This is a genomic window from Bacillus sp. 22475 (assembly GCF_052044835.1).
GTDB lineage: Bacteria > Bacillota > Bacilli > Bacillales > Bacillaceae_G > Bacillus_A > Bacillus_A cereus.
The window spans coordinates 339,299-354,559 of the sequence record NZ_JBQENW010000002.1 but is presented as its reverse complement, the minus strand read 5'-3'; the positions used below and the strand labels follow the sequence as shown (position 1 = coordinate 354,559).

Genomic DNA, 15,261 nt, shown 5'->3' with positions numbered 1-15,261 from the left:
AAGGGACGGGTTATAAAGCCTGTTCCTTTGTACTTGTAAAACAAAAGCTAGGGCATTAGTATAAATATATATTGCCAAGTTAGGGAGTAGGAAAAAGTATGAGTGATATACATAAAAAAATTAAAAAGAAACAGTTTGCTTCGTTATATTTACTATATGGAACGGAAGCTTTTTTTATAAATGAAACGATAAAGCTTATTACGACAGAAGCACTTGAAGAAGAAGATCGAGAGTTTAATGTTGTGACATACGATTTGGAAGAAGCATATTTAGAAGATGTGGTTGAGGATGCGCGTACGCTTCCTTTCTTTGGAGAACGGAAAGTACTGTTAATAAAATCACCGCTATTTCTGACTTCGCAAAAAGAAAAGTTAGAGCAAAATATAAAAATTTTAGAAGAATACATTGGTGAACCTTCTCCATTTTCTATTCTTGTTTTTGTTGCGCCTTACGAAAAACTTGATGAGCGAAAAAAAATTACAAAACTATTAAAGAAAACAGCAGATGTAGTAGAAGCGAATGCGATGCAAGTGCAGGATGTTCAGAAGTGGATTATTGCTCGGGCAGATGAAGTGCATGTGCACATTGATAACGCGGCTGTTAGTTTGTTGCTAGAGCTTGTGGGAAGTAATGTAACGATGTTGGCGAAGGAAATGGACAAGTTAACGTTATACGTTGGTATGGGCGGAGAGATTACGACGAAACTTGTTGCAGAGCTTGTGCCAAAATCAGTTGAGCAAAATGTATTTGCTTTGACAGAAAAAGTGGTGAAAAAAGATATTGCAGGTGCAATGCAAATTTTGGATGGATTATTTACGCAGCAGGAAGAACCGATTAAATTGCTTGCGTTATTAGTGAGTCAATTCCGTTTGTTGTATCAAGTGAAAGAGTTACAGCAACGTGGTTATGGGCAAAATCAAATTGCATCTCATATTGGTGTACATCCGTATCGTGTAAAATTGGCGATGAATCAAACGAAATTTTTCTCTTTTGAAGAATTAAAAAAAGTGATTATAGAATTAGCGGAAGCTGATTATAGTATGAAGACGGGAAAGATGGATAAGAAACTTGTGCTCGAGTTTTTCTTAATGCGATTAAATCATATGTGATGACACAAAAAAAGTTCATGTACCTAGTGCATGAACTTTTTTTGTATATAAAAAAACGATCCAAATGGATCGTTTTTTAAACGCCTTACGCGTTTACTTGTTTCGCTAAGCGAGATTTTTGACGAGATGCAGCGTTTTGGTGGATAAGACCTTTACGAGCTGCTTTGTCAAGTTTTTTAGAAGCAGTTTTGAAAGCTTCTTTAGCATTTTCAAGATCGTTATTAGTAACTAAAGCTTCTACAGTTTTAACAGCAGAACGCATGTCAGACTTGATAGAAGCGTTATGTGCACGACGCTCTTCGCTAAGTTTAGCGCGTTTGATAGCAGATTTGATGTTTGCCATACTTTTCACCTCCCTGGTGCAATCGAATGACTCGATTCTTACATAGAACAAGTGATATTCTATCAAACGGTGAAGAGAATTGCAATAGTATATCCATGAAATTTCACGTAAAGGAAAGAATGACCTTATATAACTTTGGGAAATCTAACGATATTTACTATGAATTACGGAGGAGATACGATGAAAGAACCATTGGATTTAAGTAAATATAGCGTTAGAACTGACCTTGCTGTAGAAGCTCATCAAATGTTGCAAGAAAGCCAAGAAGAACAAAAAGGGATACAGGGGGTAATTGTAAAAGAGAGGGAAGAAGAAGGTACTATAATTACAAAAGTAACAATTGATGAAGCTGCCTCTGAAGCGATGGGTAAAAAACCTGGAAATTATTTAACGCTTGAAGTACAAGGTATACGTCAGCAAGATACAGAACTTCAACAAAAAGTGGAGCGTATTTTTGCAAAAGAATTTTCTTATTTCTTAGAAGAGGTTGGTGTTACCAAAGAAGCGAGCTGTTTAATTGTAGGCCTTGGGAATTGGAATGTAACACCGGATGCTCTTGGGCCAATAGTTGTAGAAAATGTATTAGTAACGAGACATTTGTTTCAATTGCAGCCTGAAAGTGTAGAAGAAGGATTCAGGCCTGTTAGTGCAATTCGGCCGGGGGTAATGGGGATTACAGGCATCGAAACGAGCGATGTTATTTATGGGATTATTGAGAAGACAAATCCAGACTTTGTAATTGCGATTGACGCATTAGCTGCCCGTTCTATTGAACGAGTAAATAGCACGATACAAATTTCTGATACTGGAATCCATCCTGGATCAGGGGTTGGGAATAAACGTAAGGAACTAAGTAAAGAGACATTAGGTATCCCTGTTATCGCAATTGGTGTTCCGACTGTGGTCGATGCCGTTTCGATTACAAGTGATACGATTGATTTTATTTTGAAACATTTTGGTCGAGAGATGAAAGAAGGAAACAAACCTTCAAGATCTTTGTTACCAGCGGGATTTTCATTTGGAGAAAAGAAAAAATTAACAGAAGAAGATATGCCAGATGAAAAGAGCCGAAATATGTTTTTAGGTACTGTTGGTACGTTAGAAGAAGAAGAAAAAAGAAGGTTGATTTATGAAGTGCTATCGCCTCTTGGTCATAATTTAATGGTGACCCCAAAAGAAGTAGATACTTTTATTGAGGATATGGCGAATGTAATAGCGAGTGGTTTAAATGCAGCGCTGCATCATCAAATTGATCAAGATAATACGGGAGCGTATACACATTGAGGGAGAAAGATGATAATAGTTTGAGTCGTTTTGCGCTTTTGTGTATATGTAGTGTAGCTTTATGTTTACTTATGATGATAGCAGGAGTGTCACTTGCTAATCATGGTTTGAAAAGTATGAAAGGTTATCGACAATTGTCGTATGAACAAATAGCTCATATGACAGGGACAGAGAGTACAGGTGTTGAATCGGAAATTTTGGGTAGTTCGTTTTCAGCTTCAGAAAAACAACAACAATTAGAACGTTTAAGAAGTTTTAATGTTGTAGAAGGAATTGGGATGGCGGTAGCAAGTGTAGCTTATGAAATGACGAAGTTCGGAACGGATATAGTTGTTGGGAAAATAAAGGGGATTTTTAGCTAAGAGTAGCATGGGAGATGGTTGTTTTACTGATTTGTAAGACAACCGTTTTAAAATTTGAAAAGGGTTTGTCTCTTATGGTTTATTCGCATAAGATATAGATAGAATGATTTGTATCGTAAGCAGCACGAGTTTTCATTGAATCTTTGTTGCTCTATTGATATAATCAGTGCTAGTGTATATTGGCGAGACTATTAGGAGTTGAGAACATAGATGAACAAAGAAGAAAGAGCAAAAAGACAGTCCAAAATTCGTAATTTCTCTATTATTGCTCATATTGACCACGGAAAATCAACGTTAGCAGACCGTATTTTAGAGAAAACAAATGCGTTAACACAACGCGAAATGAAAGCTCAGTTGCTTGACTCTATGGATTTAGAGCGTGAGCGTGGTATTACAATCAAATTAAACGCAGTACAATTAAACTATAAAGCAAAAGATGGTGAAGAGTATATTCTTCATTTAATTGATACACCAGGACACGTCGACTTTACGTACGAAGTATCTCGTAGTTTAGCGGCTTGTGAAGGCGCGATTCTTGTAGTAGATGCAGCGCAAGGTATTGAAGCTCAAACGTTAGCGAACGTATACTTAGCGCTCGATAACAACTTAGAAATTTTACCAGTTATCAATAAAATCGACTTACCAAGTGCGGATCCAGAACGTGTACGTCAAGAGGTAGAAGATGTAATTGGTTTAGATGCATCAGAAGCGGTACTTGCTTCTGCGAAAGCTGGAATTGGTATTGAAGAAATTTTAGAACAAATTGTTGAAAAAGTACCAGCTCCGGCAGGTGATTCAGAAGAGCCGTTACAATGTATGATTTTCGACTCTTTATATGATCCGTACCGTGGTGTAATTGCTTATATCCGTGTTGTAAATGGAACGGTAAAAGTTGGCGATAAAGTACGTATGATGGCAACGGGTAAAGAATTTGAAGTAACAGAAGTAGGTGTATTTACACCGAAAACTACGCAACGTGACGAGTTAACAGTAGGTGATGTAGGTTTCTTAGCAGCATCTATTAAAAACGTAGGTGATACACGTGTTGGTGATACGATTACACATGCGAAACGTCCAGCTGCAGAGGCGTTACCAGGTTACCGTAAATTAAACCCGATGGTATTCTGTGGGCTGTATCCAATTGATTCTGCTCGTTATAACGATTTACGTGATGCGTTAGAAAAATTAGAGTTAAACGATTCTGCTCTTGAGTTTGAACCAGAAACATCTCAAGCGTTAGGATTTGGTTTCCGTTGTGGATTCTTAGGACTTCTTCACATGGAAATCATTCAAGAACGTATTGAACGTGAATTTAAGATTGACTTAATTACAACAGCGCCAAGCGTTATTTATAAAGTTTATTTAACAAACGGTGAAGATGTTATTGTTGATAATCCATCTAATATGCCAGATCCACAGTCTATCGATCGTGTAGAAGAGCCGTTTGTGAAGGCTTCAATTATGGTTCCGAATGACTATGTTGGAGCTGTAATGGAAATTTGCCAAGGTAAACGTGGAACGTTTATTGATATGCAATATTTAGATGAAACGCGTGTTACATTAACATATGAAATCCCGTTATCAGAAATCGTATATGACTTCTTCGATCAATTGAAATCAAATACGAAAGGGTATGCATCATTTGACTACGAGTTAATTGGTTATAAACCATCTAAACTTGTGAAAATGGATATTCTTTTAAATAATGAACAAGTGGATGCTTTATCATTTATCGTACACCGTGATTCAGCGTATGACCGTGGTAAAGTAATTGTAGAGAAATTAAAAGAATTAATTCCGAGACAACAGTTCGAAGTACCAATTCAGGCGACTATCGGAAATAAAGTTGTAGCACGTTCTACAATTAAGGCGATGCGTAAAAACGTACTTGCAAAATGTTACGGCGGTGACATTTCTCGTAAGCGTAAACTTCTTGATAAGCAAAAAGAAGGTAAAAAACGTATGAAGTCTGTTGGTTCTGTAGAAGTGCCACAAGAGGCATTCATGGCTGTACTGAAAATGGATGACAACTAATATTTGAAATAAAAAAGAAGTCGTTTGTGCGGCTTCTTTTTTCTGTATAATTACTTTTTAGACATCTGAGCAGCTCTCATTTACAATAATGAGAGAGCTTTTTAGTTCATATAGAGTTAGGAGATTGTTAATGTCCGAAAATATTCGAAAAGATATTCAAGATAAAATACAAAATGGCAATTTTAATTGTGAAAAGGAATTGACGCTTTCTATTATTAGTGGAAAGTGGAAAGTTGTGATACTGTGGCATCTTGGTGTGGAAGGGCCTCATCGTTTTAGTGAATTACAACGGTTATTCCCAAGCATTTCTCATAAAGTTTTGTCGAACCAATTAAAAGAGTTAATGGAAGATGGGATTGTTGATCGAACAGTATATCCCGAAATTCCTCCTCGTGTTGAGTATTATATGACGGAACTAGGCATGTCACTTTTACCGATCGTTGAAATGATGTATGATTGGGGAAAAATGCGAATGGAACAAATTCGTAATACGTTAGAGAAGTAGAGAATCCTCCGGAGTGCGGAGGTTTTCTTTTTAGAAAGGTAGGAGTTATATTTGGTACAAGCTGCATATATTCATATTCCGTTTTGTCAGCACATTTGTCACTATTGTGATTTTAATAAAGTGTTTATTGAACGCCAACCGGTTGATCAATATTTAGATTATTTAGAGAAGGAAATAATAAATACGGTTCAAAAAGTTCCGTTTGATAGTATGAAAACGATTTTTGTGGGCGGTGGAACTCCGACAGCGTTAAATATGGAACAGACAAAAAAATTACTCGAGATTATTAATCGTCATTTGCGTCCGTTTGCTCCGAATTGTGAATTGACATTTGAAGCGAATCCAGGAGATCTACCGAAAGAGAAGTTGAATGTACTATTAGAAGGTGGAGTGAATCGAATTAGTTTTGGTGTGCAAACGTTCCGTGATGAACTGCTTGAGAAAATCGGGCGCAAGCATACGAGGGAAGATGCATTCCTAGCGATTCGAGAAGCTCAGGAAGTAGGTTTTAAAAATATTAATGTAGATATTATTTATGCTTTGCCAGGACAAACGATAGAAGATGTGAAGGAAACATTAGACATTGCTTTTACGCTTGGTGTACAACATTTCTCGGCATATTCATTAATTGTGGAACCTAAAACAGTGTTTTATAACTTAATGAATAAAGGGAAATTGCGTCTTCCGGGTGAAGACCATGAAGCTAAAATGTATGAAATGGTAATGGATGAAATGGAGAAACACGGTTATAACCAGTATGAAATTAGTAATTTCTCAAAAGGTGACAATAAAAGTAGACATAATCTCACATACTGGAATAATGAAGAGTATTATGGCTTTGGAGCTGGAGCTCATAGTTATGTGAATGGGGAACGTATTCAAAATGTAGGTCCGCTGAAGCGATATTTTAATAAAATTGATGAAACAGGATTTCCGTATTTAGATGTTCATAAGGTGACGGAGAAAGAAAGAATGGAAGAAGAACTGTTCTTAGGACTTCGAAAAACAAAAGGTGTTTCTAAAACGGCATTCCGCAATAAATTTAATGTGGAGATGGATCAAGTTTTCGCGAAGCAGTTACAAAGCAATCAAGAACAAGGATTACTTGAAGAGGAAAATGGACATGTGCGTTTAACGCGAAAAGGAAAATTATTAGGGAATGAAGTATTCCAATCATTTTTGATTGACTAATTAAATGTTCCATAGGCGTGAAAAAGTTTCATTATTTCGTGACGTTTCCGTTGACAATTGAATGTCAATTTTGGTAAGTTATTAATAGATTTAGCACTCAAAGACAAAGAGTGCTAACAGAGGTGATGATGAGATGCTTACGGAACGTCAGCTCTTAATTTTACAAACAATTATTGATGACTTTATTGGATCAGCGCAGCCTGTTGGGTCTAGAACGTTGGCTAAAAAAGATGAAATTACATTTAGTTCAGCTACTATTCGAAATGAAATGGCGGACTTAGAAGAATTAGGTTTTATTGAAAAAACGCACAGTTCTTCTGGACGTGTTCCTTCTGAGAAAGGTTACCGATTTTATGTAGACCATCTTTTAGCGCCGCAAAACTTACCGAACGCTGAAATTGTACAAATTAAAGATTTATTTGCTGAAAGAATTTTTGAAGCGGAAAAAATTGCACAGCAATCTGCTCAAATTTTATCAGAACTTACGAATTATACGGCCATTGTTCTTGGACCGAAGTTAAGTACAAATAAACTTAAAAATGTACAAATTGTGCCGCTTGATCGTCAAACTGCAGTCGCTATTATTGTAACTGATACAGGGCATGTACAAAGTAAAACGATTACCGTTCCGGAATCTGTTGATTTATCAGATTTAGAAAAAATGGTTAATGTTTTAAATGAAAAGCTATCTGGCGTACCGATGGAAGAACTTCATAATAAAATCTTTAAGGAAATTGTTACAGTTTTACGTGGGTATGTTCATAATTACGATAGTGCAATAAAAATGTTAGATGGTACATTTCAAGTTCCGTTATCGGAAAAGATATACTTTGGAGGAAAAGCAAATATGCTTTCGCAGCCAGAGTTCCATGACATTCAAAAGGTTAGATCTTTGCTTACCATGATTGATAATGAAGCCGAATTTTATGACATTTTGCGTCATAAACAAGTCGGGATTCAAGTGAAAATTGGTAGGGAAAACACTTCGACGGCTATGGAGGATTGCAGTTTAATTTCTGCAACATATTCGATCGGCGAAGAGCAACTTGGAACAATTGCTATTTTAGGTCCTACGAGAATGCAATATTCTCGTGTAATTAGTTTGTTACAGTTATTTACGAGACAATTTACTGATGGACTTAAAAAGTAAATGAGAGTAATACATTCGCTCAAGTGATGAAATTTTCATTGCTGTGTGTAATATATAATGCTTAGGTAATCATGCTATGCATGATACCTAATACTTTTTAAGGAGGTGAATATTGTGGAAGAGCGTAACGAACAAGTGGTAGAAGAAGTAAAAGAAGCGCAAGTTGAAGAAGCTGTCACGCCAGAAAACAGTGAAGAAACTGTAGAAGAAAAAAGTGAGGCTGCTCTTTTACAAGAAAAAGTAGATGAGTTACAAGCGAAACTAACGGAAACGGAAGGTCGCACATTACGTCTACAAGCTGATTTTGAAAATTATAAGCGCCGTGTCCAAATGGATAAACAGGCTGCTGAAAAATATAGAGCACAAAGTCTAGTTTCAGACATCTTGCCAGCTCTTGATAATTTTGAAAGAGCAATGCAAGTGGAAGCGACTGATGAGCAAACGAAATCCTTGTTACAAGGTATGGAAATGGTGCATCGTCAATTGTTAGAAGCGCTGACTAAAGAAGGTGTGGAAGTGATTGAAGCTGTTGGTAAACAGTTTGATCCTAATGAACACCAAGCTATTATGCAAGTGGAAGATAGTGAATTTGAATCAAACGCGGTTGTGGAAGAATTCCAAAAAGGTTATAAATTAAAAGACCGTGTGATTCGCCCATCAATGGTAAAAGTAAATCAATAATTTACATAAAACTAGGAGGATTCGCCATGAGTAAAATTATCGGTATTGACTTAGGTACAACAAACTCTTGTGTAGCTGTTATGGAAGGTGGAGAACCAAAGGTTATCCCAAATCCAGAAGGAAATCGTACAACACCTTCTGTTGTAGCTTTCAAAAATGAAGAACGTCAAGTTGGGGAAGTTGCAAAGCGTCAAGCAATTACAAACCCAAATACAATCATGTCTGTTAAACGTCATATGGGTACAGACTACAAAGTAGAAGTTGAAGGTAAAGATTATACACCTCAAGAAATTTCTGCAATCATTTTACAAAACTTAAAAGCTTCTGCTGAAGCATACTTAGGTGAAACAGTAACGAAAGCTGTTATTACAGTACCTGCATACTTCAACGATGCAGAGCGTCAAGCAACGAAAGATGCTGGTCGTATCGCTGGTTTAGAAGTTGAGCGTATCATTAACGAGCCAACAGCAGCAGCACTTGCTTACGGTTTAGAAAAACAAGACGAAGAACAAAAAATCTTAGTATATGACTTAGGTGGCGGTACGTTTGACGTATCTATCCTTGAGTTAGCAGACGGCACATTCGAAGTTATTTCAACTGCTGGTGACAACCGTCTTGGTGGCGATGACTTTGACCAAGTTATCATCGATCACTTAGTAGCTGAGTTCAAAAAAGAAAATAACATTGATTTAAGCCAAGATAAAATGGCGCTTCAACGCTTGAAAGATGCAGCTGAAAAAGCGAAAAAAGATCTTTCTGGTGTAACACAAACTCAAATTTCATTACCATTCATTAGTGCTGGAGCTGCTGGTCCATTACACTTAGAATTAACGTTAACAAGAGCGAAATTCGAAGAGCTTTCAGCAGGTCTTGTTGAAAGAACATTAGAGCCAACTCGTCGTGCATTAAAAGACGCTGGTTTTGCTCCAAGCGAATTAGATAAAGTTATTCTTGTTGGTGGATCTACTCGTATCCCAGCTGTACAAGAAGCTATTAAACGTGAAACTGGTAAAGAGCCATATAAAGGTGTAAACCCTGATGAAGTTGTAGCATTAGGTGCTGCAGTTCAAGGTGGCGTACTTACTGGTGATGTAGAAGGCGTTCTATTATTAGACGTAACTCCACTTTCTTTAGGTATTGAAACTATGGGTGGCGTGTTCACGAAATTAATCGAGCGTAACACTACAATTCCAACAAGTAAGTCACAAGTATTCTCGACAGCTGCTGATAATCAACCAGCAGTAGACATTCACGTATTACAAGGTGAGCGTCCAATGTCAGCTGACAACAAAACGTTAGGTCGTTTCCAATTAACTGACCTTCCACCAGCACCACGTGGTATTCCACAAATCGAAGTAACATTCGATATTGATGCGAACGGTATCGTTAACGTACGTGCGAAAGACTTAGGAACAAGCAAAGAGCAAGCTATTACAATCCAATCTTCTTCAGGTCTTTCTGATGAAGAAGTAGAACGTATGGTACAAGAAGCGGAAGCAAATGCTGACGCTGACCAAAAACGTAAGGAAGAAGTTGAACTTCGTAACGAAGCTGACCAACTTGTATTCCAAACAGACAAAGTTGTAAAAGATTTAGAAGGTAAAGTAGATGCAGCTGAAGTTGCAAAAGCAACAGAAGCGAAAGAAGCATTACAAGCTGCAATTGAGAAAAACGAGCTTGAAGAAATTCGTGCGAAAAAAGATGCTTTACAAGAAATCGTACAACAATTAACTGTTAAATTATACGAGCAAGCTCAAGCAGCTGCTGGTCAAGCAGAAGGTGCGCAAGGTGCACAAGACGCTGGCACGAAGAAAGACAATGTAGTTGACGCTGAGTTTGAAGAAGTAAAAGAAGACAAGTAATTCAACTGTAAACATAATAAGTAAGATGACAAAAAGTCAAAGTCAAGCGTGCCTTGACTTTGGCTTTTTTCACGAATGAGAAGCGATGTGTGAGGATCTTAAGTTTTTCGCTTTGCATACTGTAAGTGAGGAAACTTTGTTGCAAAGCACTTTCTTTCGGTGTTAAAATTACGTTTATGTGAAAGATTCGGGGGTTGTAAATTTATGAGTAAACGAGACTATTATGAGGTCCTTGGACTTAGCAAGGGCGCTTCAACAGATGAAATAAAAAAAGCGTATCGTCGTTTGGCTAAAAAATACCATCCAGACGTAAGCAAAGAAGAAAATGCAATTGAAAAGTTTAAAGAAGTACAAGAAGCATACGAAGTGTTAAGTGATGATCAAAAGCGTGCGCAGTACGATCAATTTGGTCATGCTGGTGCAAATCAAGGATTCGGTGGATTTGGCGGCGGAGGAGACTTCGGCGGTGGCTTCGGTTTTGAAGATATATTTAGTTCTTTCTTTGGCGGTGGCGGCGGCAGACGTCGTGATCCAAATGCTCCGCGCCAAGGTGCTGACTTACAATATCAAGTCACTTTAGATTTTGAAGAAGCTATTTTTGGTAAGGAATTAAATGTGGAAATTCCAGTAGAAGATCCATGTGATACTTGTAAAGGTAGTGGAGCAAAACCAGGAACTTCAAAAGAAACATGTAAACATTGTTCAGGCTCTGGTCAAGTGAGTGTAGAACAAAACACACCGTTTGGTCGTATCGTAAACCGTCAAGCTTGTGGTCATTGTTCAGGAACTGGACAAATTATTAAAGAAAAATGTACGACATGTCACGGTTCAGGTAAAGTTCGTAAGCGTAAAAAAATCAATGTTAAAATTCCAGCGGGTATCGATAATGGTCAACAAATTCGTGTGTCTGGAAAAGGTGAAGCCGGCGTAAATGGCGGACCAGCAGGAGACTTATATGTTGTCGTTCATGTAAGAAATCATGAATTCTTCGAGCGTGAAGGAGATCACATTATTTGCGAAATGCCATTAACATTTGCGCAAATGGCGCTTGGTGATGAAGTGGAAGTTCCTACTGTTCATGGTAAAGTGAAGCTGAAAATTCCAGCAGGAACACAAACTGGAACAGAATTCCGCTTAAAAGGAAAAGGTGCTCCGAATGTACGTGGATACGGCCAAGGAGATCAATATGTAGTCGTTCGTGTTGTTGTACCGACGAAATTGACTTCACAGCAAAAAGATTTATTACGTGAATTTGCAGGACAAGAAGAGCAGGATGATAGTTTATTCGGAAAGCTTAAACGTGCTTTCAAAGGGGAATAATGGAAATAAAAAATGGAGTTGGTAAATTGTGAAATGGTCAGAAATTAGTATTCATACAACAGAAGAAGCAGTAGAAGCTGTCTCTCATATTTTACATGAAGCTGGTGCTAGCGGAGTTGCGATTGAGGATCCAGCGGAGTTAACGAAAGAGCGCGAGCAACAATATGGTGAAATTTATGCATTGAATCCAGATGAATATCCGGCGGAAGGTGTATTAATAAAAGCATATTTCCCGCAAACGGATTCTTTACATGAAACGATTGCAGGTGTAAAATCATCTATTGATGTGCTTCCATCTTACGACATTGAAATTGGTACTGGAAATATTACCGTTAACGAAGTCAATGAAGAAGATTGGGCTACTGCTTGGAAAAAATATTACCATCCAGTACAAATTTCTGATACATTCACAATCGTACCGACGTGGGAAGAATATACACCATCTTCTCCTGATGAAAAAATCATTGAATTAGACCCAGGTATGGCGTTTGGTACAGGAACTCATCCAACAACAACGATGTGTATTCGTGCTTTAGAAAAAACAGTACAGCCAGGTGACGCTATCATTGATGTAGGAACAGGCTCTGGTGTGCTTAGTATTGCAGCGGCAAAATTAGGTGCGTCTTCTGTTCAAGCATATGATTTAGATCCGGTTGCAGTTGAAAGTGCAGAAATGAATGTGCGTTTAAATAAAACAGATGATATCGTGTCTGTTGGGCAAAATAGTCTTTTAGAAGGTATTGAAGGTCCTGTTGATTTAATCGTAGCTAACTTATTAGCAGAAATTATTCTTTTATTCCCTGAAGATGCAGCGAGAGTTGTGAAGTCAGGTGGATTATTTATTACATCGGGCATTATTGCTGCGAAGGAAAAAGTAATTTCTGAGGCGTTAGAACAAGCTGGATTTACAATTGAAGAAGTGTTACGAATGGAAGATTGGGTAGCAATTATTGCACGAAATGCGTAATATAGATTTTAGTCTATAATGAAAAGGGGAGTCTCTCACTATAAGGTGAGGGACTTGCCGTTTGTTATATGAAAAATGATAATGTTTCGTTCTTTTCGTAAGTGTTGACTTACGAAAGGAACGAAACTCTACTAAGGTGATTATATGCAACGTTATTTTGTAGAAGAGAAATATGTAAGTGAAGCAAAAATTCGCATTGTAGGTGATGATGTACATCACATTGCGAGAGTAATGCGTATGACAGCTGGCGATCAAATTTATTGCTGTGTAAACGGAAAAACAGCAGTATGTTCAATTGATGAAATTACCAGTGAATTTATTAATACGGCTATTGTAGAATGGGTAGAGGCGTCAAGTGAACTTCCTGTTTTCGTGACGATTGCAAGTGGACTGCCAAAAGGAGACAAGCTAGAGTTGATTTTTCAAAAAGGAACTGAGCTTGGGGCAGCTGCATTCTTACCATTTCAAGCATCTCGCTCTATCGTAAAATGGGATGCGAAAAAAGCTGATAAAAAAGTTGAGCGTTTAAGAAAAATTGTGAAAGAAGCTGCGGAACAATCACATAGAAGTGAAATTCCGGAAGTACATGCTCCGGCATCATTTAAGCAACTGCTTTCAATGAGTGGTGAGTATGATGTTTGTCTTGTTGCTTACGAAGAGGAAGCGAAACAAGGCGAGAAATCTAATTTTGCGAAAGCTTTAACGACAATGAAACCAGGTCAAAAGCTATTGATTGTATTTGGCCCAGAAGGCGGTTTAGCTGAGGAAGAGATTACAGCGCTTCGTGAACATAAATTTGTACCATGTAGTTTAGGACCAAGAATTTTAAGAACAGAAACGGCGCCGTTATACGCGTTAAGTGCTGCTTCGTATCATTTTGAATTGATGGGGTGATGATCAATGTCAACTGTTGCGTTCCATACGTTAGGTTGTAAAGTAAACCACTATGAAACAGAAGCCATTTGGCAATTGTTTAAACAAGGTGGTTATGAAAGAACAGAATATGAAAAGAAAGCTGATGTATATGTTATTAACACATGTACAGTAACGAATACTGGGGACAAAAAAAGCCGTCAAGTAATCAGACGTGCTGTGCGTCAAAATCCAGATGCAGTTATTTGCGTAACGGGATGTTATGCACAAACATCTCCAGCTGAAATTATGGCGATTCCAGGTGTAGATATTGTAGTTGGTACACAGGATCGTGAAAAGATGTTAGGTTACATCGAAGAATTCCGTAAAGAGCGTCAACCAATTAATGCTGTCCGCAATATTATGAAAACACGTGTGTACGAAGAACTTGATGTACCTTATTTCACGGATCGTACACGTGCGTCTTTAAAAATACAAGAGGGTTGCAATAACTTCTGTACATTCTGTATCATTCCTTGGGCGCGTGGTTTAATGCGTTCTCGTGATGGAAAAGAGGTTATTAAACAAGCACAACAATTAGTGGATGCAGGCTATAAAGAAATCGTATTAACGGGTATTCATACAGGTGGATACGGCGAAGATATAAAAGATTATAACTTAGCTGGATTACTTCGTGATATGGAAGCGGAAGTAGGCGGATTAAAACGTCTTCGTATTTCTTCTATTGAAGCGAGTCAAATTTCAGATGAAGTAATTGAAGTGTTAGATAAATCTGAAGTAGTTGTACGTCACTTGCATATTCCGTTGCAATCTGGTTCTAATACTGTATTAAAACGTATGCGTCGTAAATATACGATGGAATTCTTCCAAGAGCGTTTAGATCGTTTGAAAGAAGCGTTACCAGGCCTTGCGATTACATCTGACGTAATCGTTGGTTTCCCAGGTGAAACAGAAGAAGAATTCATGGAAACATACAATTTCATTAAAGAGAACCGCTTCTCTGAGTTACACGTGTTCCCTTATTCAAAACGTACAGGAACACCTGCAGCACGCATGGAAGATCAAGTTCCTGAAGATGTGAAGAACGATCGTGTTCATCGTTTAATTGAGCTATCTAATCAATTAGCGAAAGAATATGCATCAGTGTTTGAAGGTGAAGTGCTTGAAATCATTCCAGAAGAGCAATTTAAAGACGGCGACCGTGAAGGGTTATATGTAGGGTATACAGATAACTACTTGAAAATTGTATTTGAAGGATCAGAAGAATTAATTGGTAAGCTAGTGAAAGTGAAAATTACGAAAGCTGGCTATCCATATAACGAAGCGCAATTTGTTCGTGTTCTTGAAGATGATGTGAAAAAAGAATCAGCAAGCGCATAAAAAAGAGCGTGCAACCGGAAATGGTTTGCATGCTTTCTTTATTTGAAGCGGTTAAGTACTAGAAGGTGGGGAGGCGTTTCGTGCATCCCTGTATGAAAAAAGTTGAAATGATAAAAATATAGTTGTCTTCATGAAAGAAGGATACTAGATATTTGTATAACTTTTGAAAAGGAAATGCTTCTATTCTTCTTTTATTCTGC

14 protein-coding genes are annotated in these 15,261 nt (G+C 37.7%); 13 read left to right on the top strand and 1 reads right to left on the bottom strand.

Features of this window, described 5'->3' with window-relative positions; all coding sequences use genetic code 11:
- Window positions 1-98: 98 nt before the first annotated feature.
- The gene (gene holA, locus ACTJJY_RS05230) at window positions 99-1,109 is read left to right on the top strand and encodes a DNA polymerase III subunit delta (protein ID WP_001279933.1); all 1,011 of its coding nucleotides are present in this window, start codon (window positions 99-101) and stop codon (window positions 1,107-1,109) included.
- Between the two features lie 85 nt (window positions 1,110-1,194).
- Here the strand turns inward: holA and rpsT are convergent, their stop codons facing one another.
- On the bottom strand, window positions 1,195-1,452 hold the full coding sequence (gene rpsT / locus ACTJJY_RS05225) for a 30S ribosomal protein S20 (RefSeq protein ID WP_001274012.1): 258 nt from the start codon (window positions 1,450-1,452) through the stop codon (window positions 1,195-1,197).
- A 180-nt stretch (window positions 1,453-1,632) separates the two neighbouring features.
- Here rpsT and gpr point away from each other — a divergent pair, with 180 nt between their 5' ends.
- The 12 genes from gpr (at window position 1,633) to mtaB (ending at window position 15,061) form a co-directional block, all read left to right on the top strand.
- Window positions 1,633-2,736 (top strand): GPR endopeptidase, encoded by a 1,104-nt coding sequence (gene gpr, locus ACTJJY_RS05220; RefSeq protein ID WP_440605128.1) that lies wholly within the window; start codon window positions 1,633-1,635, stop codon window positions 2,734-2,736.
- Window positions 2,733-3,098, top strand: coding sequence for a YqxA family protein (locus ACTJJY_RS05215; protein ID WP_001207095.1), 366 nt, complete (start codon window positions 2,733-2,735; stop codon window positions 3,096-3,098). Before gpr ends, ACTJJY_RS05215 begins: the two co-directional genes overlap by 4 nt.
- 210 nt (window positions 3,099-3,308) lie before the next feature.
- The gene (gene lepA, locus ACTJJY_RS05210) at window positions 3,309-5,132 is read left to right on the top strand and encodes an elongation factor 4 (protein WP_001030948.1); all 1,824 of its coding nucleotides are present in this window, start codon (window positions 3,309-3,311) and stop codon (window positions 5,130-5,132) included.
- Window positions 5,133-5,262: 130 nt separating this feature from the next.
- A complete protein-coding gene (locus ACTJJY_RS05205; RefSeq protein ID WP_001293539.1) occupies window positions 5,263-5,637 on the top strand; it encodes a winged helix-turn-helix transcriptional regulator in 375 nt (124 codons plus the stop codon).
- Window positions 5,638-5,688: 51 nt separating this feature from the next.
- Entirely contained in the window at window positions 5,689-6,828 is a 1,140-nt protein-coding gene (gene hemW, locus ACTJJY_RS05200) for a radical SAM family heme chaperone HemW (protein ID WP_440605127.1), read from the top strand.
- 133 nt (window positions 6,829-6,961) lie between these two features.
- Entirely contained in the window at window positions 6,962-7,978 is a 1,017-nt protein-coding gene (gene hrcA / locus ACTJJY_RS05195) for a heat-inducible transcriptional repressor HrcA (RefSeq protein ID WP_000954942.1), read from the top strand.
- A gap of 114 nt (window positions 7,979-8,092) precedes the next feature.
- Window positions 8,093-8,659, top strand: a complete 567-nt coding sequence (gene grpE / locus ACTJJY_RS05190; RefSeq protein WP_000392711.1) for a nucleotide exchange factor GrpE — start codon at window positions 8,093-8,095, stop codon at window positions 8,657-8,659.
- A 26-nt stretch (window positions 8,660-8,685) separates the two neighbouring features.
- Window positions 8,686-10,521 carry a chaperone protein DnaK gene (gene dnaK / locus ACTJJY_RS05185; RefSeq protein ID WP_000034701.1) on the top strand — a complete coding sequence of 612 codons (1,836 nt, stop codon included), beginning with the start codon at window positions 8,686-8,688 and terminating at the stop codon, window positions 10,519-10,521.
- Window positions 10,522-10,725: 204 nt separating this feature from the next.
- Window positions 10,726-11,841: a chaperone protein DnaJ gene (gene dnaJ / locus ACTJJY_RS05180; protein WP_000043947.1), complete on the top strand. Its 1,116-nt coding sequence runs from the start codon at window positions 10,726-10,728 to the stop codon at window positions 11,839-11,841.
- A 28-nt stretch (window positions 11,842-11,869) separates the two neighbouring features.
- Window positions 11,870-12,808 (top strand): 50S ribosomal protein L11 methyltransferase, encoded by a 939-nt coding sequence (prmA, locus tag ACTJJY_RS05175; RefSeq protein WP_000872098.1) that lies wholly within the window; start codon window positions 11,870-11,872, stop codon window positions 12,806-12,808.
- 144 nt (window positions 12,809-12,952) lie between these two features.
- Complete coding sequence (locus tag ACTJJY_RS05170; RefSeq protein ID WP_440605126.1) at window positions 12,953-13,702, top strand: 16S rRNA (uracil(1498)-N(3))-methyltransferase; 750 nt, start codon at window positions 12,953-12,955, stop codon at window positions 13,700-13,702.
- Window positions 13,703-13,708: 6 nt separating this feature from the next.
- Window positions 13,709-15,061: a tRNA (N(6)-L-threonylcarbamoyladenosine(37)-C(2))-methylthiotransferase MtaB gene (gene mtaB, locus ACTJJY_RS05165; RefSeq protein WP_440605125.1), complete on the top strand. Its 1,353-nt coding sequence runs from the start codon at window positions 13,709-13,711 to the stop codon at window positions 15,059-15,061.
- Window positions 15,062-15,261: the final 200 nt, after the last annotated feature.

Coding starts and splice junctions, on each gene's coding strand:
- rpsT (WP_001274012.1), bottom strand. CDS start 1,452: ATGGCAAACATCAAATCTGCTATCAAACGCGCTAAACTTAGCGAAGAG.
- ACTJJY_RS05170 (WP_440605126.1), top strand. CDS start 12,953: ATGCAACGTTATTTTGTAGAAGAGAAATATGTAAGTGAAGCAAAAATT.
- gpr (WP_440605128.1), top strand. CDS start 1,633: ATGAAAGAACCATTGGATTTAAGTAAATATAGCGTTAGAACTGACCTT.
- dnaJ (WP_000043947.1), top strand. CDS start 10,726: ATGAGTAAACGAGACTATTATGAGGTCCTTGGACTTAGCAAGGGCGCT.
- ACTJJY_RS05205 (WP_001293539.1), top strand. CDS start 5,263: ATGTCCGAAAATATTCGAAAAGATATTCAAGATAAAATACAAAATGGC.
- holA (WP_001279933.1), top strand. CDS start 99: ATGAGTGATATACATAAAAAAATTAAAAAGAAACAGTTTGCTTCGTTA.
- lepA (WP_001030948.1), top strand. CDS start 3,309: ATGAACAAAGAAGAAAGAGCAAAAAGACAGTCCAAAATTCGTAATTTC.
- mtaB (WP_440605125.1), top strand. CDS start 13,709: ATGTCAACTGTTGCGTTCCATACGTTAGGTTGTAAAGTAAACCACTAT.
- hrcA (WP_000954942.1), top strand. CDS start 6,962: ATGCTTACGGAACGTCAGCTCTTAATTTTACAAACAATTATTGATGAC.
- dnaK (WP_000034701.1), top strand. CDS start 8,686: ATGAGTAAAATTATCGGTATTGACTTAGGTACAACAAACTCTTGTGTA.